Source organism: Nostoc foliaceum FACHB-393 (genome assembly GCF_014698505.1).
Taxonomy (GTDB): domain Bacteria; phylum Cyanobacteriota; class Cyanobacteriia; order Cyanobacteriales; family Nostocaceae; genus Nostoc; species Nostoc foliaceum_A.
This window is the reverse complement of the sequence record NZ_JACJTD010000003.1, coordinates 186,124-205,618: the sequence shown is the minus strand read 5'-3', so window position 1 is coordinate 205,618 and position 19,495 is coordinate 186,124. Positions and strand designations below refer to the sequence as shown.

Here is a 19,495-nt window from a genome sequence, read left to right as displayed (position 1 = left end):
AAAACTTAACAAAAATTTATCTGTGCTTCTGAGTAATTAAAGTTCACTGATTCCTAGAGCAGCCACTTATGCTTTATAATTTCTTTATCACATTTACAAAACGACATTCATAACCAAGGGTAATTCCATCTGGCGAGGGACGAGCAGAGGCTGTATCTTTTACTGTCTATATCTTTTCTCAAGTTTTGCTATATGTACAAGGACTAGGTGAAAAATATATAATTTTTTCAAATATATCGTATAAAGCACTTTGCTCAAAGTAGAAATACAAATGTAAAAACGGTTGTGATGTTAAGGCAAGTAAATGCTTTTGCTTATGTAAAGTTATATTTTACTTATATTTAATAGGATAACGTTAAGTAAAAGTACTTCCGGGAATTTAATTGAAATAATAGTAAAAAAACATCAATGTTTTGGTAAATTAATTTTATTACATTAAATAATTGTTTTTAAAGTTTTTTTAAATCAAGGCTGAGTCATCAAGGTAAATTTAAATGGATCAATTTCTATTTTCAACAAGTTGGTTTGTGCCTTTATATAGCTTATTAGGCGCAATTTTGACGTTGCCGTGGGGAATAGGAATAATTCAGCGAACAGGACCAAGACCTGCGGCATACATAAACTTGTTGACAACCGTTTTAGCTTTTGTACATAGTCTGTCTGTATTTAACATTATCTGGGATAGAGAACCAGAAAAGTTACTGGTGCGGTGGTTCAAAGCTGCTGATTTAGACTTATCTTTTGCCTTAGAACTCTCAGCAGTCAGTATTGGGGCAACAGTTTTAATTACAGGGTTAAGCTTACTGGCACAAGTTTACGCTCTGGGTTATATGGAAAAAGACTGGTCGTTGGCGCGTTTTTTTGCGTTGCTCGGATTTTTTGAAGCAGCGCTGAGTGCTCTAGCAATCAGTGATTCTTTGTTTTTCAGCTATGCCCTTTTGGAAGTGCTGACGCTTTCAACTTACTTGTTGGTGGGATTCTGGTATGCTCAACCACTAGTAGTAACAGCGGCGCGGGATGCGTTTTTAACCAAACGGGTGGGAGACTTGTTACTGCTAATGGCAGTGGTGACGCTTTCCACCTTAGCTGGCAGTTTGAACTTTTCGGATTTATATGAGTGGGCGCAAACAGCTAATTTAAGCCCAATTACATCAACATTGCTGGGGTTGGCGTTAATTGCTGGGCCTGCTGGTAAATGTGCGCAATTTCCACTGCACCTGTGGTTAGATGAGGCAATGGAGGGGCCCAACCCTGCCTCGGTAATGCGGAACTCACTGGTAGTAGCTGGTGGTGCTTATCTATTGTATAAACTGCAACCATTATTAGCTTTGTCGCCAGTTGCCTTGAATGTATTAGTAGTCATGGGAACGGTGACAGCGATTGGGGCAACATTAGTATCCATAGCTCAAATTGACATTAAACGATCGCTATCTCATTCCACCAGTGCATACATGGGGTTAGTGTTTTTGGCGGTGGGGTTGCAGCAAGGGGGTGTGGCCTTGATGTTGCTGTTAACTCATGCGATCGCTAAAGCATTATTATTCATGAGTTCCGGTTCAGTAATCTTGACTACCCAAAGCCAAGACTTAACAGAAATGGGCGGTCTTTGGTCAAGGATGCCAGCCACAACTACTGCCTTTATTGTCGGTTCAGCCGGAATGGTAACACTGCTACCTTTGGGAAGCTTTTGGGCAATGTTAGCATGGGCTGACGGTTTTGTGAATATTAGCCCTTGGGTAATTGGGGTTTTATTATTAGTCAATGGCTTGACAGCATTGAACTTGACCAGAGTATTCAGATTAGTTTTTTGGGGGAAACCGCAACAGAAGACCCGTCGCACCCCAGAAGTTGCTTGGCAGATGGCCTTACCAATGGTGATTCTCACAGTCTTCACTCTGCTTGTACCTTTGATGCTACAGCAATGGTACTTGCTACCAGATTGGGAAAGTATTAATTGGTATGTGGCGTTAGCGTTGTTTACTTCTACCGTCGTGGGGGTAGGTGTAGGTTCTACAGTTCATCTACACAAAGCTTGGTCAAGATCCAGAATCTTGGCATGGAGATTTGTGCAGGACTTGTTAGGTTATGATTTTTATATTGACCGAGTTTATCGGGTAACGGTAGTAGGTGCAGTCGCACTGCTATCTAAAATCTCTGCTTGGAGCGATCGCTATTTAGTCGATGGTCTAGTGAACTTAGTTGGATTTGCAACAATCCTTGGCGGACAAACTTTAAAATACAGCATTTCTGGGCAATCTCAGGGCTATATGTTGACCATCCTAGCAGTTGTCAGCGTCCTGGGTTTTTTCATCAGCTGGTCATTAGGTTTACTAGATAAATTGCCTTTTTAAGAGTGCTGTTAGCGGATAGCTATGGTTTAATCCGTGCTGAGTGAGAAGTTAGGAGTTAGGAGTTAAGAGTTAGGGATTATTCTCTCCCTCTTTCCCTATCCCGTATCCCCTGTCCCCTTTCCCCTATCCCCTTCTATCTATGCTTAGTGTTTTAATTCTAGTGCCGTTAATCGGTGCAGCTTTAATTGGTTTCTCGCCCTCTGGCATCAGTGGAAAATTTGCCCGTGGGGTGGCTTTAGTCTTTGCCAGTATTGCTTTCTTGTGGACAATCGTACTAGCAATTCAGTTCCATCCAGGGGAAATCACTCAACAATTTGCCGAGTCTCTCCCTTGGATAGATGTCTTAGGCTTGAACTATAACCTGGGAATAGATGGTTTATCTTTGCCACTGCTGGTTTTGAATGGATTGTTAACTTGCATTGCCATTTACAGTAGCGATGAATCCCTTCAGCGTCCTAAATTTTATTACTCTTTGATACTATTATTGAGCGCTGGGGTGACTGGAGCTTTTCTGGCACAGGATTTACTGCTATTTTTCTTGTTTTACGAATTGGAACTAATCCCGCTATATCTATTGATAGCGATTTGGGGTGGGGAAAAGCGGGGTTATGCTGCAACAAAATTTCTCATTTATACTGCCGTTTCGGGAATCTTGATTTTGGCAAGTTTCCTCGGAATGGTTTGGTTGAGTGGTTCCTCTAGCTTTGCACTAGCAACCTTGAACCCTACAACTCTACCTCTAGCGACACAGCTTTTACTGCTAGGGGGAATTTTGGTAGGTTTTGGGATTAAAATTCCTTTAGTTCCCTTCCATACTTGGTTGCCAGATGCTCACGTTGAAGCTTCCACACCAATTTCTGTACTGTTGGCTGGAGTGTTGTTGAAGTTGGGAACTTATGGCTTACTGCGGTTTGGCATGAACTTGTTACCAGAAGCTTGGGCTTATGTGGCTCCTTGGTTAGCGACTTGGGCAGTAGTAAGTGTACTGTATGGTGCATCCTGCGCGATCGCTCAAACCGATATGAAAAAAATGGTAGCATACAGTTCTATTGGACACATGGGCTACGTGCTTTTAGCGGCAGCGGCTTCCACACCATTAAGTGTGTTGGGTGCTGTTATGCAGATGATTAGCCACGGCTTGATTTCCGCCATGCTGTTTTTGTTGGTAGGGGTTGTGTATAAAAAAGCCGGAAGCCGAGATTTAGAAGTTCTCCAAGGACTGCTGAACCCAGAACGCGGTATGCCTGTAATTGGTAGCTTGATTGTTGTGGGAGTGATGGCCAGCGCTGGGATACCGGGAATGCTGGGGTTTATTTCCGAATTCATCATTTTTCGGGGCAGTTTCCCAGTTTTTCCAGTGCAAACGCTGCTATCAATGATTGGCACAGGCTTAACGGCGGTTTACTTTCTAATACTTCTCAACCGCGCCTTTTTTGGACGCTTGTCTGCACAAGTTACCAACTTACCACGGGTGTATTGGAGCGATCGCGGCCCAGCTGCAATTTTAGCTGTGCTGATTGTGATTTTCGGCATTCAACCTGGTTGGTTAGCACGCTGGACTGAACCAACAATTACAGCAATGGTTAATAGCCAAAACGTAGTAGTAGCTGTGTCTTTGGATAAAGCAATAGGGACTAAGGATTAGGGAGTAGGGAATGGGGAATGGGGAAGAAGCAGGAGAGCAGGGAGCAGAGAAGACAAGGGGACAAGAGGTGAGAACTTGAAACAAGTCTTTCCCCTTGTCCCCAATTCTCCTTTTCCCCAAGTCCTCTTGCCTATGCCCAATGCCCAATGCCCAATGCCCTAATTCCTAAAGTTTTTGGAGAGATATCAATGGTAACTATTAAAAAGAAAGCGGTTCATAATCCCTTAGCTGAGTATATTGAACGTTTGCAAACAGGAGAGGCATTAGTCCCTGATAATCCAGAAAATGTTCTGGAAGTTGTTGGTATTCTTAAAAGCTATGGCGTAGTTTTAGATGCTTACTCAAAAAATCTTAATTATATTGCCGAGCATCAGTTTTTAATATTTTTCCCATTTTTTAAATACTTTAATGGAGAGGTTTCTTTTCAGAAATTACTCCGTCACTGGTGGCATGACCGAATTAATTTTGAATATGCCGAGTATTGCATGAAAGGCATGATGTGGCACGGTGGCGGCGGGCTAGATACGTATTTAGATACAAATGAATTTAAAGAAAGAGCGCAAGCCGTTATCGCCGCAAAGTTTAAAAATAATCCTTTAATTTCGGGTATTAACCAACTGTTTCCAGATTTTTTAACAGAACAATTGCGCGTCTCTGCTTACTACACCGGTTTAGGTCAATTCTGGCGAGTTATGGCTGATATGTTCCTCAACTTATCAGACCGCTACGACCGAGGTGAAATCAAATCGATTCCCCAAGTTGTAGAACATATTAAAGCAGGGTTAGTGGCAAATGCATCAAACCCAATTACCTACGCCGTCAAAATTCGGGGTGAAGTCTATGAAATCATTCCCAAAAGCGTTGGTTTGACCTTTTTAGCAGATACAGCAATACCTTATGTAGAAGCAGTATTTTTCCGAGGAACTCCTTTCCACGGTACAGTTTCATACAATGCCCAAGGTTATCAAATTCCCCCAGATCAAACTCGATTCCAATATGGCGCATTGTATGCCGATCCTTTACCCATTGGCGGCGCGGGTATTCCTCCCACCTTGTTGATGCAGGATATGCGTCATTATCTTCCAGAGTATTTGCACGAAATTTATCGTCGCAGTCTTCGAGGTGAAGATGATTTGCGGGTACAAATTTGCATGAGTTTCCAAAAATCGATGTTTTGCGTGACAACAGCAACCATTTTGGGACTGATGCCTCATCCTTTGGATACTAAAGATCCAAATGAGGAAAAAGGTAATCGAGTTTATTTAGAGAAGTGGATGAGTCGGTTAGAAACTTCGCGGTTGCTGGATGTGAATACATAACTGAATTTATACAGAGAAATTTTAGATGCTTCTCAATCGTTATAAAAATTTTCACCTAATTCAGCAACTTGATCCAGTGCAAGATCATTGCCGGATTTATAACTTGATGAACGGCTATGAGTTTCCTTGGGATATGACGCGATCGCTCGAAGTTGCTTTGATGCGAACTTACTGCGTTCCTAGTATTTCTAAATTGCTGAATCACACAGGAGAATTTACCCATTGTCCGCAAAAACGCTACGATGATACGTCAATAATTGTTGGAGAGATGATTAAGTGGGGTTATGATAGCGATCGCGGCAAACAAGCCCTGCAACGCATGAATGCACTCCACGGACGCTTCAAGATTGACAACGGTGATTTCCTGTATGTACTTTCAACTTTCATTTTCGAGCCTATCCGTTGGAATGTACGGTTTGGTTGGCGGCTGATGTGCGAACAAGAAAAATTAGCGTCTTTTTACTTCTGGCGAGAAGTAGGTAAGCGAATGCAGATTCAGAATATCCCTGGAACCTACGAAGAATTCGAGCGCTATAACCTTGACTACGAACGCCAAAAATTTCGCTACTCAGATACAAATTGTCGAGTTGGGGAAGCTACACGCGATTTATTTTTGAGTTGGTTTCCTTCGTGGATGCGTTCTTTTATCAAACCAGGTATCTACGCTTTACTGGATGACACCATGCTCGATGCCTTTGGTTTTCCCTATCCTTCGCCATTGCTGCGATCGGCTATGGTAAGTCTACTAAAAATCCGAGCTAAATTAATCCGGTTATTCCCACCTCGGAATCAGCCTAATTTTTATATTGACTCTCCTATCCCCAGCTATCCCACTGGCTATGAAATTGCAAATGTGGGGCCACTTCATCCAAAAATCTAGGCTTCTGGTTCGATACCTAGCGATCGCAGTCTTTCTACAAAACTCGGTTCAAATCAATTTCTTCTTCTGATTAAAGATTGATCTATTGTATTTTTGGGCCGATATACCCAATGATTATTGTGCCAGCCCCTAATTCTGTAGAAAAATGAAGCCGCCAAGCTCCTGCACCAGTCATTCTTAAGTGCAAACTGAATAGGCGATACACATCATCAGGACACTTAAAGATTAACTTATCCTCTAACTTTTGAAGCCTAGAGTCACTTTCTGGAGTAGCTTTACTAGCAAGAATGTCTAAATTAAAATCTCCATCAGTCCAAGTTTTACAGCCGTTTTCTAGTTCAAACAACTTTCTCACAATTTGTCGTAACATTGAGCTACCATTCCCAAGGCTTTGTATCTGCTTGCTAACACTTTCGCAAAAGACTAGAGAAGGGAATAATTCTCCTCTACGGTTCCATAAATCTAAGCCGTCACTAACTCCTTGACGTATACGCTCTTGAAAACCGTCAATCCAATCATAGTGTTCCTGCACATGATTACTACAACTGGCATGTAACACATTTTCATACCTGATAATTAATGGCTCTTCTTGTTCCTCTTCATCTACTGTTATTACCTGCAACTGCAAGCTACTGCAATCCCACTGTGGTTCAGATTTTAGGCTCACTGCAAGAGAATTAAACACAAAAGCATAATAAAGTCCAATAGCTTGTTGTCCTTGATAACTTACCTCAATTCCCGGATCTAGAATATCTGCTAAAGGCAGATCGTTTTTATCTTGAAGAGTTTTAAGGAATCTTCGAGCTTCTAAATCTACATCTGGATCGTTACGCCACTGCACTACTCTATAATCTAGTGCAAGTTCTAAGTAATTAAAATCACTTTTAGTGTAAAGCTTTCTCTTGCTTCCACTGGGAGGCTTGATTGAAAGTATTGTATTGATGAATTCTGTCATCAATTGTCTTGCTGTAGTAATATCAGAAGCATAAGTGTGTAAGGAGAGTTCATTAAAAACGATTTCTAAATCCACCGTTTTATTCTCCCACCGGTTCTAATAAAACTTCCAAACTCTTATCCCATTCATCAAAGAAACCATCTGGCCATTTGTCAATTCTTCCACTGCGATTAATTCGTGGTGATATTACCTCTGTCAAAGCTTGTCCTTGTTTTTCTTGTTGCTGAAAGTAATGCAGCTGGACATAATCTGGGGGAATAATACCGCCATGAACAGCAAGACGAATCCCGTTTAAAACATGATCGCTATGAGTTTCTATTACAACCTGAATATTACAACTAGCGGCAAGCGCTAATAGTTCTCCCATTTTCGCTTGTCCTCTAGGATGGAGATGAGCCTCTGGGTTTTCAACTAGGATTAGTGTACCAGGAGGAGATGAAAGTATAGCTACAATAATTGATAAAGTGTAAGTAATCCCAAAACCAACGTTGGTTGCACGGTAACGATTACTATCTCCATAAAAATATTTTATAGTCACCAAACCCATCGCTGAGTTAGCTTCTATTTTGATACGTATACCAGGACTAACCTCTCTCATCCATGCTTCCACTTGATCTATCAGATTCATTGATTTTGCTTCTGGATAGCTGAGATTGGAGATAAAAATTGGTTCATCTCCATAAATATAAAGAAAATGGGCTGTATATTCTCCTTTAGTACCAATTTGTCTAAGTCGCCTAACTTGATAATCAGACATTTCATTAAATGAACGTGGCCCAATACGTTCTGCTTGAAGGTAGTGAAAATATTTACTAAAAATATTTGATTTAAAAATTTCTGAGTCATTTGGTTCTAAAATGACATTTAAGACATCTTCTTCTTTTTTATCTGGGTTGTAATTGAAATTCCATATATATTCATACTTTTCTGAGATAATCTCAAAACTTATATAATTATCTTTTGCACCTTCACAAAGAGCATCCTGTGCTGTACCAATACTTACTAAATCACCATTTAGCGCCAAGCCAGTTTTTGGCAATAAACCCTGTTGATATGATTGACGTAGTAATAGTAATGATTGAAGTACAGAAGATTTTCCAGTGCTATTAAGACCAGAAATTAGTGTTAAAGGTCTAAATTCAAGGAACTGATTATCAAAACGTTTGAAATTTATCAGGCGAAGAGAACTAATCATGAAAGCACTTCCTGAATTATCTTTTCTATAGTACTAAATCTATACTGTACTTTCTCAGCAGCCTGAGATATAGATTCTAAAAAATATTTGTCATTGTCTATATATGTCTTGAATATATTAATCAATTTTTGTTTTTTATCTACTAAAACTTGTATTTGATCATCACTCAATTTACTCAGAAGTACTGACCAAGATTCAAATAGAGCTTTATTTATAGGAAACTTTCTTTTCTGAGAATTAGATATTTTCCGAAATGCATCTTTACCAAAGATGTTCCAGTTAGCTAGAATTGCTCTTTGAAAATTATTTTCAATGTCATGTAGCTCAGTTTCAGAGAGTTTATTTGTCTTAGATAGTGCTTTTGTTAAAAAAGTATCTCTGTTGTCGGCATAATCTTTATAATGAGTCAAAGTAAAGGCTATGAAGCCTAGTATAAATTCCCGATCATCCATACGCATTATCCGGTCATCTCCAAGTTTTACTACCTGCTGAAATTTTGGATATGCAGCAAGTTTAGTTAAAAACTTTGTTCCCTTACCAGGATTAAGAGCATGGCGTAATTCTTGAGGAGATAAAGCAAGCCCTCCTGTATTAATGCGTTTAAAAATATTATATTTAATTTCTGGAGGTGTACCTTTTTCAATCAAATATACTGTTAGTTGAGTTTCTTCAAGGCGGCGTTGGTATCTGCGATCAATTTCATCGTAGGTTTTCCCTTCCAAATTTGTAAGATATTCTAATCCAGATAATTTGAGTTTTTTATCAAGAATAAAGCGCTTGAGTGCAAATAGACGCTGTAATCCATCGACTACTAACCATTTATCTTCATTAGTAGCATCTATATAAAATGCTGGTATGGGGATGCGGATAATAATAGATTCTATAAGCCTGCTTTGGGCATCTTCTTTCCATATATCAGCATGACGTTGGAAATCAGGTGCTAAATCAAGGGCTTCTTCATTGATTCTTTTAAGCAATAACTCTATTGTTGGTTCCCTAGTTACAATGTTAATTTTATCAGGATCATACTGAAAAGTAACTTTTTCCTCTTGATCTTCTTCTTCTAAAGTTTCTTCATCAGCTAATTCTGGATTATAGTCACTCAAATCTGTCACAGCCCTTACTCCTTAGTATTAACACTTGTTTGTTCACTCAGTTATTAGTAATACTTGGTGTTATTACATCAGCAAATTGGACTTTTTAACTGGCGTATTTCAATCCTACTATTTCCCCAAATAATGGAGATGTGAAATTTCGCGCCTCTACGTACCTAGTCTATTACTTGTTTACGTTCCCCAGGCAAATCCAAAATTGGCGCGATCGCACCCTTAAACCAAATACTTAAACCTCTGGTTCAATGCCGAGCGATGTCTAACGACAAGCCACTTCGTGTCTACGCAATTGAGCAGTTAAGCGATCGGCTCTTTCTTCACCAGTCAATAACAAATTACCTTGCAAATCCCACCACCGTAGCCAAGGTAATTCCATATTGTAATATTGTCCCTGCCAAATTCCTAACTCAACTCCTAAAGGATGTATGGGATAATGTCCGCGTTCATTTGCTGTTAATAACTGATATTGTCCACCAATTAATTCATAAACTTCCACGCTGGCTTTATTCACTTCATAAATGCCGTAGAAGGGAGGACGAATCACCTGCTCATAAATCCAAAATTTCCCCTTCCAAGGAGTTTTATCTCGCTCCTCACTACCATCGCCAGAGACAAATTCTAATGCAATCAATGGGGCAATAAACTCTCGCCATAATACATAAGACCTGCGCGTTTGCCCATTCAGAGTAGGTGGTACATTCCCTACATAAAACCAGTCGGTAACTTCTGCGCCTTTTTCTGGAGGGTCAGTTATCCGCCAGTAGATACCGCTATCTTGACCAATACAGTATTGCCCATCGGGATGACGTTTTTGTAATATCGGTTTAATCGAGTCTGTTAGTAGAATGCTTTGGGGATGTTCCTGAAAATTTTTCACGAATGTACCGTCAGACTCTGGTAGCTGCGTATGGTCTGGGAACGGGGTGAGGGCGGTGGATGCATCGGTTGCAGAGGTCATAAGGCTACCTTTGCAGGAGTAAGGGTTGTTTTTTAGTTTAGCAGTGGAAGAGGAGATGGGGCGATCGCTTACTACTCGCCAACTAATGCCAGTGCTTGATTGATCACACGGTCAGAAAGATACATTCCTGATGAGCGTAGATTCTCTATAATTGGTCGTGCCATTGTTATTTTGCCACGTTGCTTTGCTGTCAAAACTATACCTAGTGTTCCTCGTACAGGAATCCCCAGTACTGCTGCACATCTACGAGCCGCAAGATCATCCATAATTGCTTCTGTACCAGGGTGAGTATACGCCCAAGTCAAAACAGATGATTCGCCTTTACCTAAATCCCAAGATTGGATAATCTCAGGAGTTGGAGGTGCTTCTACAACTGTTAGCCAGTTTGTTTGTAAAAGCGCTGCAACAGTTGGATCTTCTACGCCTCTTTGCTGAATTTCAACAGCTACTGCTGATGGAACTAAAACTTCTTCACCTAATAACTGCAACAAATCCAGGAAACTACTTCTAGACAAAAATATGAGAGGTGAAGCATTAATTACAGGTGGTTCAGCCACGTTCTAATTCCCGTTGTAAGTCATCAAAATCAACAATGAAGGCATCGATTTGTTCACGGGATAGAGCCAAGAGAAAATCTGTTCTATCTAAATCGGCGATATTAGCTGCTTTCTCTTGGGAAATTTCACCACGTCCATACCAGTGTATGGCCGCAGCCAAACGCAATTCACGGACAAACTCATTAGGTGACAGGCGCAGAGCAGAGAATATTTCTTCGGGTAGTTCTAAGGTGACAGTAGTCATAAAAGTTATGCGGGGTGAAAGCCTATTCTAGAATTCACTTTAGCAATTTTAGGGTGTGGGAGAAAAAAGCGTAGGCATAGCCCGTCGTAGACATCGCTCTCTTTCTCAAAACTAATTTAGCTTGTCAAGATTTACTTGTGTGAAGATTAATACAAATATATTGGGAGTTGCAAAGATGGCTTGGGTAGCAGGTGATCCGTTGCAAGGTGGCAAATATACTATTGAAAAGGAATTGGGAAGGGGACGGTTTGGTATTACTTATTTAGTAAAAAATAAAAAAGGCGATCGCCAAGTCATTAAAACCTTAAATGATGATTTACTAAATTCCCTTAACCAGTTGGAGCGCGGACGGCTAAAGACAATGTTTTTGCGGGAAGCCTTAAAGCTTCAGAGGTGTAAGCACAAGTATATTGTGGAGGTCGTAGACTCCTTTGAGGAAGCAGACCGTTTGTGTTTGGTAATGGAGTATGTAGATGGTGTGAGTTTAGCTGATCGTCGCCAACAAATATTTTCTGAACAAGAGGCTTTACGCTACATTCAACAAATTGGGGAAGCGCTGATCGAAGTACATAAAAATCGGTTGATTCATCGAGATGTACATCCAGGAAATATCTTTTTGCGAGTGCGAGAAGGACAACCTGAAGCGGTGCTAATCGATTTTGGTTTAGCTCTGGATTTTGACCACATTTTAACCACAAATCGAACCAAGGAAACTTCTGAGGGATTTACACCGCCTGAGCTTTATGCTCAACATACTAAACCAACAGGGGCATATAGCGATATTTATTCTCTGGCGGCAACTCTTTATGTGCTTCTGACCGGAAAAACACCAGTGGATGCCTTTAAACGGAAAGTAGATAATGCTCGTTTAGTAGCTCCGAAAGAACATAATCCTCAAATTAGCGATCGCACCAACCGCGCAATTTTAACAGGGATGAAGCTAGATTTTAAGCAGCGTCCTCAATCAATGCGAGAATGGCTCGACTCTTTGGGGTTAACAAGGGAAACTCCTCAGCCTGTCTCAACTGTATCCTCTAACACTAACTCAAATTGGGAGCGAAAAATTCAGGTTTGGGGAGTGGTGATAGCTGCGATCGCAGTTTTTGTAAGCTTACTTGCAGCCATACCTTCTTGGATTCCTATTTTCAATCCATCTAATCAACCGTCATCTCCCAGTCCATCATCTACAAAAACACCGTAGATTTAGCTCAACTTTCATTGTGTGTTGTGCAAAATTCTGCAAAACTGTATTATTTGTGAAACATACTTAAGTCAAAAACACCCATGTCCAGCCTTTTTAAAGTGTTGTAATTACGAATTACGAACTACGAATTACGAATTATTTAGGGGTTTTCATGCCTTGGACAACTGGACAACGATTACAAGGTGGCAAATATGTAATTGATAAAGTCCTTGGACAGGGGGGATTCGGGATTACTTATAAGGCATTGCATGTTGAGCTAAACCGGACAGTTGTCATCAAGACACCCAATGAATATCTCAGCCATGACCCAGAATATGACAAGTATATAGACCGATTTATCCAAGAAGGACGAACACTAGCACACTTGTCTCAAAACCCTCATCCTCACATTGTGGGAGTGATTGACTTGTTTAAGGAAGGTACTATCCACTGCTTGGTGATGGATTTTGTACCGGGAGAAAATTTGTTTGAGGCAGTAAAACGTAGAGGGGCCTTACCAGAAGTAGAGATTATACCCTGTATCCGCCAGATTGGGGAAGCTTTAGTGGTGGTGCATCGGGCAGGTTTAGTACATCGTGATGCCCATCCCGGAAATATCATGTTGCGGAGTAATGGCAAAGCAGTTCTGATTGACTTTGGCATTGCTAAAGAACTCGTGCCTAAAACTTTGAGTTCAAAGGGTATTGCAGGTAATGAGGGATTTGCGCCCTATGAGCAGATGAGCAGAGGTAGTCGAGATCCAACGGTCGATGTTTACTGTCTGGTTGCAACACTCTATTATGGGGTGACAGGCCAACGCCCTACAACTTCTCTGGCTCGCAAGTTAGACAATACTTTCCTGATTCCACCTAAACAAATTAATCCAAGCATCAGCGAGCAATTAAATCAAGCAATTCTCAAGGGTATGGCGCTAGAGGCAAAAGACCGCCCTCAGTCAATGCACGCATGGTTAGCAATGTTAGAAGCACCAAAAGCAACGCCTCCACCACCTGTTGATCCAGTTCATAGAAAAGAAGTTGTTCTTTCCAAAGTCAAGCTACCCTCAAAGCCAATTCTTCGAGTTAAACCAACTACTAAACCACCTAGAATTATTCCCTGGGGCTGGTTGATTGGTGTATTACTAAGCTACCTATTGATAGGCTATTTGTTAGCAGCGTTTAACGCTCCGTACATAATTTGGGCTTGGGCTTGGGCTTGGGCTGTGGCTGGGGCTGTGGCTGTGGCTGGGGCTGTGGCTGTAGCTTGGGCTGTGGCTGTGGCTGGGGCTGTGGCTGGGGCTTGGGCTTGGGCTTGGGCTGTGGCTGTGACTTGGACTGTGGCTGTGGCTGGCGCTTGGGCTGTGGCTGTGGCTGGCGCTTGGGCTGTGGCTGTGGCTGGAAATAAATTACTAGAATCTTTTAGCAAATTTCATACTTTTCTAATTTTAGCTAGCACTTCTAGTTTAGGCTTGGGTTTGGGATCGTTAGGACATAGGATTTTTAATATAGGTACATAGCTTACTCAAGCTCTAGAAGCTAACTGGCAAAAGATTTTGTAGCTGTTGTATCGAGTAGAGAAGCGATGTCTAAAAGACAAGCCGCTACGTGTCTATGTACCTTTAACCTCATACCAAAATATTAAATTTCCGCCTCAACACTAAACGCTGGTTTTAAGAGCGTTGTTATGAAACATAAGCTAGCTAAATAAACTGATATCTACATTAAAATAGTCCGCCAACGCTTCTGCTTGAGTTTTACTAATGGTGTGATTGCAAAAGGACATGATATTAAGCGATCGCGCAAAAGGGAGCCAATATAATATTTATCGATTTATCGATTGGTTCACCACTTAACCAAGAATCTCCCGATTTAAATTCGGGAGAGTGTCAAAAAACCTCAAATGTATTGTCTTTATCAAATAACAACCTCTTGCTTAGGCTTCCGCACTGGACGCTTGCGTTCGCTGCGACGAACGCCACCTGCCATTTTGTACTCATCGCTATTCTTGCCATACCTTGCAGCTACGCTAACTAAGGCATGTTCTGTTAGTTCCATCAGCGACTTTTCGGCTAATTCTAAGGCTCCCTGAGTTAGATCCACGGTGGAGAGGCTGGAGTTATAAGCTTCCAACTTGTCCTGTGTTTTTTTGATGGCGGCGGCAAAGGTGTCAATAGTGACTCCATTACCTAAATCTAAGGTGGAACTAATCGATTTCAAAGCGGCAATCCGACGCTGTGCCCTATCAAGTACTTTAGACCCACATTTTGGACGTGACATAAATAACTTTCCTTTTGTTAATCATGCACTAGGATAAAAACTGACTTATATCCTTGTCTTTACAACATTAGGATAAACAAAATCGGGGTGATTAACACCCGCAATATTCAGTATTATTTAAAGTTTTTAATACAGAAATTATTATGATTTTTAAGTTAATTTACTGAGGATTATCCAAATTCAATAAACGACTGCCCGAATTCAATAAACGACTGCCCGAATTCAATAAACGACTGCCCGAATTCAATAAACGACTGCCCGAATTCAAGAAACGATCGCCCGAATTCAAGAAACGATCGCCCGAATTCAAGAAACGATCGCCCGAATTCAAGAAACGATCGCCCGAATTCAAGAAACAATCGCCCGAATTTAATATTGCGCTTCTCGTTTCGCTGATGAAGATTCCCTGCGATCGCCTTGATTTCTCATGCTCAATCTACGTAAAAATATTTAGAAAAATATTTTTCAACTATAAAACCTGCTAATTAACAATTGGACATTGGAGAAAGCAGATTAGGATTCTGGTTAAACGCCAAGCGATCGCAATTTCGCCCATCAATTAAATTAACGAATGTTATATATTCTCGAAGAAGTCGCATTTCCCATACGGTACAAATCAACCGGGGTTTTTCTCATACCAATCAGCTAAAAACTTATGCTTCCGGTTCAACGCCGAGCGATCGCAATTGTGCAGCCAAGCGATCAGCTCTTTGTCTTTCCTGTTCAGCACGTTGAGATTCTTGTTCGGCTCTTTCATCACCAGTCAACAACAAATTACCCTGCAAATCCCACCAGCGCAGCCAAGGTAATTCCGCATTTTGATAAACTCCTGGCCAAATACCTAACTCAACTCCCAAGCGCGTAATCGGATAATGTCCGCGTTCATTTGCTGCTAATAACTGATATTGTCCACCAATTAATTCATAAACTTCTACACTGGCTTTATTCACTTCATAAATGCCATAAAAAGCGGGATGGATTACTTGCTCATAAATCCAAAATTTGCCTTGCCAAGGGGTTTTATCTCGTTCTTCACTACCATCCCCAGAAACAAATTCTAAGGCAATTAAGGGGGCAATAAATTCTCGCCACAGTACATAAGACCTCCGCGTTTGTCCATCGAGCAAGGGCGGTACATTTCCTACATAAAACCAATCTGGTGCTTCTGCTCCTCGTTCTGGCGGGTCTGTCAAGCGCCAGTAAATACCTAAGTCCTGACCTATACAATATTCACCTTCAGGATGTAATTGTTTAAGGATAGGTGTAATCGAGTCAGTGAGTAAAATGCTTTGGGGATGCTCTAGCCAATTTTTCACAAATGTACCATCTGACTCTGGTAGCTGTGTATGGTCGGGAAAAGGAGTGAGGGCGGTGGATGGATCGGTTGCAGAGGTCATAGGTCTAGCCTCGCGCTGGGGTGAAGTTTATTTTTTAGTTTAACTTGCGTAGTTAAGCAAGTTTTACTCAGAGCTTGGTCTGTATAAGATGGAAATTGGAATCCCTTGGGGTAATTACGAATTGGAGCAAAGCAACTTGACGAGCTTCACTCCCGACTAATCTCAAAGTACACGCAGTAAGCTAGGAATGCTTTCGATCGCTGACAAATCCCGAATTTCTGCCAAAGCTTGCCTAAAATTACCTTCTCGCACATCATGGGTAACAACTACAATCTCTGCAAGTTCCCCTTGAAAGCCAGTTTGGACAATTGACTCTAAGCTAACGCCATAATTGCCAAAGCAAGTTCCCAATTTACCGATAACTCCAGGCTGGTCATTGGTGAGGAAACGCGCGTAAAACCGAGTTATCAATTCTGCCATCGGCGCAATTTGGCAGTATTCCTGATGTCCACAAGCTAATAAGGGATTTGCAACTGCTGTATTGGTTTTGAGGACAGCAACTAAATTCAAAATATCTGATGTAACAGCACTGGCGGTTGCACCAGCACCAGCACCGGGGCCAAAAAACATTACTTGCCCAATTGGTTCTCCTTCCACAAGAATGGCATTGTAAACGCCGTTGATGCTAGCCAAAGGATGGGCTTTGGGCACTAGGGTAGGATGAACTCTGACGGAAAGGGGGGATGAGGGAGTATCACGTTTAGCGATCGCTAACAATTTAATCACAAATCCCAATTTTTCGGCGTAGGCAATATCTGTTTTGCTGACTTGCCGAATCCCCTCAGTATATACATCTTGTAAGTTGATGCGTCCACCAAAGCCTAATGATGCCAGGATGGCAATTTTATCTGCTGCATCTAAGCCTTCAACATCAGCTGTAGGGTCAGCCTCAGCATAACCCAATCGCTGGGCATCAGCTAGGACATCGCTGAAGTTGCTGCCTTCTGTTTGCATCCGTGTCAGGATGTAGTTAGTTGTACCGTTCACGATGCCAGTTACAGTGTGAATCCGGTTAACGCTTAAAGACTGCTTCAAGGGTTGAATCACTGGAATTCCACCACCCACAGCCGCTTCTAGCATGACGTATACACCGGCTTTATTGGCAGTTGTGAAAATTTCCGCCCCAAAGCGGGCGATCGCGGCTTTATTAGCAGTGACTACATGCTTCCCATTACTTAAAGCTTTGAGAATGAGCGATCGCGCCGGCTCCAGTCCGCCCATCACCTCAACAACTATATCTACCGCCGGATCGTTGACAATAGAATCTAAATCTGTCGTTAAGACTTCCGTAGACAATTCTACTGCACGGGGTTTATCGAGCGATCGCACTCCCACCCGATAGATTTCTATCTCTTGCAACAAAGGGTGACGACCAACCCTATCTTGCAATAATTGCACTGTCCCCGTTCCCACGGTGCCTAATCCGAGTATTCCTAGTTTCACACCCACAATTTTTGCACCCAATTTCACCAATAACAATTGTAGGTAGAGCGTTTGCCCTACCTACTGATTATCCTGCTTCCTTTGCCATTTGTCCTTCGTCTAAAACTAATGACCAATGACTAATGACTCATTTAGTATGTTTCTACGTGCCAGCGACCGGCTTTCTTGAGTTGCTTCTGGTAATCACTCCAGGTTACGCCTTCCTTAGCAGCAGCAGCAGTTAAGGCTGCATCAATACCTTCTTCCATACCGCGTAAACCGCAAATGTATGTGTGGGTTTTTTCATTTTTAATCAATTGCCACAATTCATCTGCGTGTTCAGCTACGCGGTCTTGAATATACATTCTACCGCCTTGGGGATTTTTCTGTTCGCGGCTGATAGCAGCAGTGAGGCGGAAGTTATCAGGATATTTTTGTTGAATTTCTTCCAGTTCTTCCTTATATAAAAGGTTTGGAGTTGTTGGTACGCCAAATATTAGCCAAGAGAATCCTTTAAATTGGTATTCTGGGTTAGCTGCTCTTTCCGCATCTTTAAACTGACGCCACAGATAAGCCCGCATAGGAGCAATACCTGTTCCGGTTGCCATCATGATGACATTAGCTTCAGGATCATTGGGTAACAACATTTCCTTACCCACAGGTCCTGTAATTTTTACCTCTTCCCCTGGCTTGAGGAAACACAGGTGTGTAGAGCAAACACCGTAGACTGTTTCGCCAGTTTCTGGGTGCTTATACTCCAACTGGCGGACACAAAGTGATACTGTCTTATCATCTACATCATCGCCATGACGAGTTGAGGCAATGGAATAGAGTCTAAGTTTTTCCGGTTTGCCGTTCTTGTCTAATCCTGGTGGAATAATCCCAATACTTTGACCTTCTATATACTTCAAATCACCGCCAGATAGGTCAAATTTCAGGTGTTGAACAATACCAATACCGCCTTCTTTAACTAGCGGTTCATTAGATATTACCTTGCCAATAAACGGAGCATTGGGACGGTAAGTGTTAACAGGAACGTCACCGTGGTCTTTTTTGGCTTTCGCTTGAGTCATGGTGTTGCCTTTCTTGTCCTTGTTCTTGAGCTGTTCTTCAGCTGATGATTTAGCAAAGCCTTTGGCTTCACTATCAGCATTTACAGGTGTGGCTTTACCATTCCCTTCACTGTTAGCAGTTTCCCCAGATGTAGCTAACTCGCTGACTTCGCTTGTAGCATTTCCAGGTGAGGCTTTACCATTAACTGGCTGTAAAGCAGTTACAGGCTGGATGCTAACAATTGTGCCGCCTAGACGAGTGATACGTCGCATTTCTTGATTCATGCGGTTGTAAGGCACTCTGATGAACACACTGCCACTTTTCCGAATTGGGTAGTTAGTTTGATCAGTTTCTTCACTTTGACGCAAACCCACCACTTCATAAAGGAAGACGCGGCTACCTAATTCTGTGTTGGCAGCACCCTCAACAGCACCTTGATTGTACATTCGTTCTACCACTCCGATAATTTACTTAACCGTTTTTCAAAAAAAACTATTCCCATCCCATGCCAGCTTTAGTTTACCGGATTTTTGTTTCACAAAACTGGCCATGTAGGAAAAACGGCATCGTTAAATTAATGCCTTGCTAAGTACACTCACCAGAGACATGCAGGCATAGCAAAAAACACACCTGTTCACCTTCTAAGGTAAAGGATAAGTCTTGTGGAGAATGTTAATAATGAGTCAATTTAATCTTTTTTTCGTTAACTACCAACCCTATTAGGGAGATAGTTTTTTTCCTTACTACCAAAAGAGCAAATTAAAAGACCAGATGATATTGTAGGAAGCCTACTTCGATTAGTGGAAGCTACTGCTCAGTTGGCTTCCAAAAATTGCGGTTGCGCTTGCCTAATCCAAGGATTTAATCGGAGAATGCCAATCCTGGAAGGTCTTCTTCCGATTGGTTTTACTTCTCACAATCTACTGCTCTCCCACAATGTTGTTAGTT

The 19,495-nt window shown here is 41.6% G+C and carries 16 protein-coding genes; 6 read left to right on the top strand and 10 right to left on the bottom strand.

Going from position 1 to position 19,495, the window contains the following annotated elements:
• Positions 1-494: 494 nt before the first annotated feature.
• The 4 genes from H6G92_RS04325 (at position 495) to H6G92_RS04310 (ending at position 6,195) form a co-directional block, all read left to right on the top strand.
• Positions 495-2,351 carry an NAD(P)H-quinone oxidoreductase subunit F gene (locus H6G92_RS04325; protein WP_190891119.1) on the top strand — a complete coding sequence of 619 codons (1,857 nt, stop codon included), beginning with the start codon at positions 495-497 and terminating at the stop codon, positions 2,349-2,351.
• A gap of 139 nt (positions 2,352-2,490) precedes the next feature.
• Positions 2,491-3,996 (top strand): NADH-quinone oxidoreductase subunit M, encoded by a 1,506-nt coding sequence (locus tag H6G92_RS04320; protein WP_190891117.1) that lies wholly within the window; start codon positions 2,491-2,493, stop codon positions 3,994-3,996.
• A gap of 188 nt (positions 3,997-4,184) precedes the next feature.
• A complete protein-coding gene (locus tag H6G92_RS04315) occupies positions 4,185-5,315 on the top strand; it encodes a CO2 hydration protein (protein ID WP_190891115.1) in 1,131 nt (376 codons plus the stop codon).
• 25 nt (positions 5,316-5,340) lie between these two features.
• Positions 5,341-6,195, top strand: coding sequence for an oxygenase MpaB family protein (locus H6G92_RS04310; RefSeq protein ID WP_190891113.1), 855 nt, complete (start codon positions 5,341-5,343; stop codon positions 6,193-6,195).
• 82 nt (positions 6,196-6,277) lie between these two features.
• On the opposite strand, the gene H6G92_RS04305 is transcribed toward H6G92_RS04310, so the two are convergent.
• The 6 genes from H6G92_RS04305 to H6G92_RS04280 form a co-directional block, all read right to left on the bottom strand.
• The gene (locus H6G92_RS04305) at positions 6,278-7,225 is read right to left on the bottom strand and encodes a hypothetical protein (RefSeq protein WP_190891111.1); all 948 of its coding nucleotides are present in this window, start codon (positions 7,223-7,225) and stop codon (positions 6,278-6,280) included.
• A 4-nt stretch (positions 7,226-7,229) separates the two neighbouring features.
• Positions 7,230-8,345 carry an AAA family ATPase gene (locus H6G92_RS04300; RefSeq protein ID WP_163930587.1) on the bottom strand — a complete coding sequence of 372 codons (1,116 nt, stop codon included), beginning with the start codon at positions 8,343-8,345 and terminating at the stop codon, positions 7,230-7,232.
• Positions 8,342-9,460: a DUF262 domain-containing protein gene (locus tag H6G92_RS04295; protein ID WP_190891108.1), complete on the bottom strand. Its 1,119-nt coding sequence runs from the start codon at positions 9,458-9,460 to the stop codon at positions 8,342-8,344. The genes H6G92_RS04300 and H6G92_RS04295 overlap by 4 nt, the downstream gene beginning before the upstream one ends.
• Positions 9,461-9,716: 256 nt before the next feature.
• On the bottom strand, positions 9,717-10,415 hold the full coding sequence (locus H6G92_RS04290; RefSeq protein WP_190891106.1) for a Uma2 family endonuclease: 699 nt from the start codon (positions 10,413-10,415) through the stop codon (positions 9,717-9,719).
• Between the two features lie 71 nt (positions 10,416-10,486).
• Positions 10,487-10,972, bottom strand: coding sequence for a DUF3368 domain-containing protein (locus H6G92_RS04285; RefSeq protein ID WP_190891105.1), 486 nt, complete (start codon positions 10,970-10,972; stop codon positions 10,487-10,489).
• A complete protein-coding gene (locus tag H6G92_RS04280) occupies positions 10,965-11,216 on the bottom strand; it encodes a UPF0175 family protein (protein ID WP_163930595.1) in 252 nt (83 codons plus the stop codon). Before H6G92_RS04280 ends, H6G92_RS04285 begins: the two co-directional genes overlap by 8 nt.
• Before the next feature lie 175 nt (positions 11,217-11,391).
• Between H6G92_RS04280 and H6G92_RS04275 the strand changes: the two genes are divergently transcribed.
• Together H6G92_RS04275 and H6G92_RS04270 are read left to right on the top strand one after the other, a co-directional pair.
• Complete coding sequence (locus tag H6G92_RS04275; RefSeq protein ID WP_190891103.1) at positions 11,392-12,417, top strand: serine/threonine protein kinase; 1,026 nt, start codon at positions 11,392-11,394, stop codon at positions 12,415-12,417.
• 154 nt (positions 12,418-12,571) lie between these two features.
• On the top strand, positions 12,572-13,915 hold the full coding sequence (locus H6G92_RS04270) for a serine/threonine protein kinase (RefSeq protein WP_190891101.1): 1,344 nt from the start codon (positions 12,572-12,574) through the stop codon (positions 13,913-13,915).
• Positions 13,916-14,312: 397 nt separating this feature from the next.
• Here the strand turns inward: H6G92_RS04270 and H6G92_RS04265 are convergent, their stop codons facing one another.
• From H6G92_RS04265 to petH, 4 genes are all read right to left on the bottom strand, one after another.
• A complete protein-coding gene (locus H6G92_RS04265; RefSeq protein ID WP_190891099.1) occupies positions 14,313-14,675 on the bottom strand; it encodes a hypothetical protein in 363 nt (120 codons plus the stop codon).
• 653 nt (positions 14,676-15,328) lie between these two features.
• Positions 15,329-16,072, bottom strand: a complete 744-nt coding sequence (locus tag H6G92_RS04260; protein WP_190891097.1) for a Uma2 family endonuclease — start codon at positions 16,070-16,072, stop codon at positions 15,329-15,331.
• 162 nt (positions 16,073-16,234) lie between these two features.
• On the bottom strand, positions 16,235-17,521 hold the full coding sequence (locus tag H6G92_RS04255; RefSeq protein WP_190891471.1) for a homoserine dehydrogenase: 1,287 nt from the start codon (positions 17,519-17,521) through the stop codon (positions 16,235-16,237).
• Between the two features lie 125 nt (positions 17,522-17,646).
• A complete protein-coding gene (petH, locus tag H6G92_RS04250; RefSeq protein ID WP_190891095.1) occupies positions 17,647-18,993 on the bottom strand; it encodes a ferredoxin--NADP reductase in 1,347 nt (448 codons plus the stop codon).
• Positions 18,994-19,495 lie beyond the last annotated feature (502 nt).

Coding starts and splice junctions, on each gene's coding strand:
- H6G92_RS04325 (WP_190891119.1), top strand. CDS start 495: ATGGATCAATTTCTATTTTCAACAAGTTGGTTTGTGCCTTTATATAGC.
- H6G92_RS04320 (WP_190891117.1), top strand. CDS start 2,491: ATGCTTAGTGTTTTAATTCTAGTGCCGTTAATCGGTGCAGCTTTAATT.
- H6G92_RS04315 (WP_190891115.1), top strand. CDS start 4,185: ATGGTAACTATTAAAAAGAAAGCGGTTCATAATCCCTTAGCTGAGTAT.
- H6G92_RS04310 (WP_190891113.1), top strand. CDS start 5,341: ATGCTTCTCAATCGTTATAAAAATTTTCACCTAATTCAGCAACTTGAT.
- H6G92_RS04300 (WP_163930587.1), bottom strand. CDS start 8,345: ATGATTAGTTCTCTTCGCCTGATAAATTTCAAACGTTTTGATAATCAG.
- H6G92_RS04290 (WP_190891106.1), bottom strand. CDS start 10,415: ATGACCTCTGCAACCGATGCATCCACCGCCCTCACCCCGTTCCCAGAC.
- H6G92_RS04280 (WP_163930595.1), bottom strand. CDS start 11,216: ATGACTACTGTCACCTTAGAACTACCCGAAGAAATATTCTCTGCTCTG.
- H6G92_RS04275 (WP_190891103.1), top strand. CDS start 11,392: ATGGCTTGGGTAGCAGGTGATCCGTTGCAAGGTGGCAAATATACTATT.
- H6G92_RS04270 (WP_190891101.1), top strand. CDS start 12,572: ATGCCTTGGACAACTGGACAACGATTACAAGGTGGCAAATATGTAATT.
- H6G92_RS04265 (WP_190891099.1), bottom strand. CDS start 14,675: ATGTCACGTCCAAAATGTGGGTCTAAAGTACTTGATAGGGCACAGCGT.
- H6G92_RS04260 (WP_190891097.1), bottom strand. CDS start 16,072: ATGACCTCTGCAACCGATCCATCCACCGCCCTCACTCCTTTTCCCGAC.
- petH (WP_190891095.1), bottom strand. CDS start 18,993: ATGTACAATCAAGGTGCTGTTGAGGGTGCTGCCAACACAGAATTAGGT.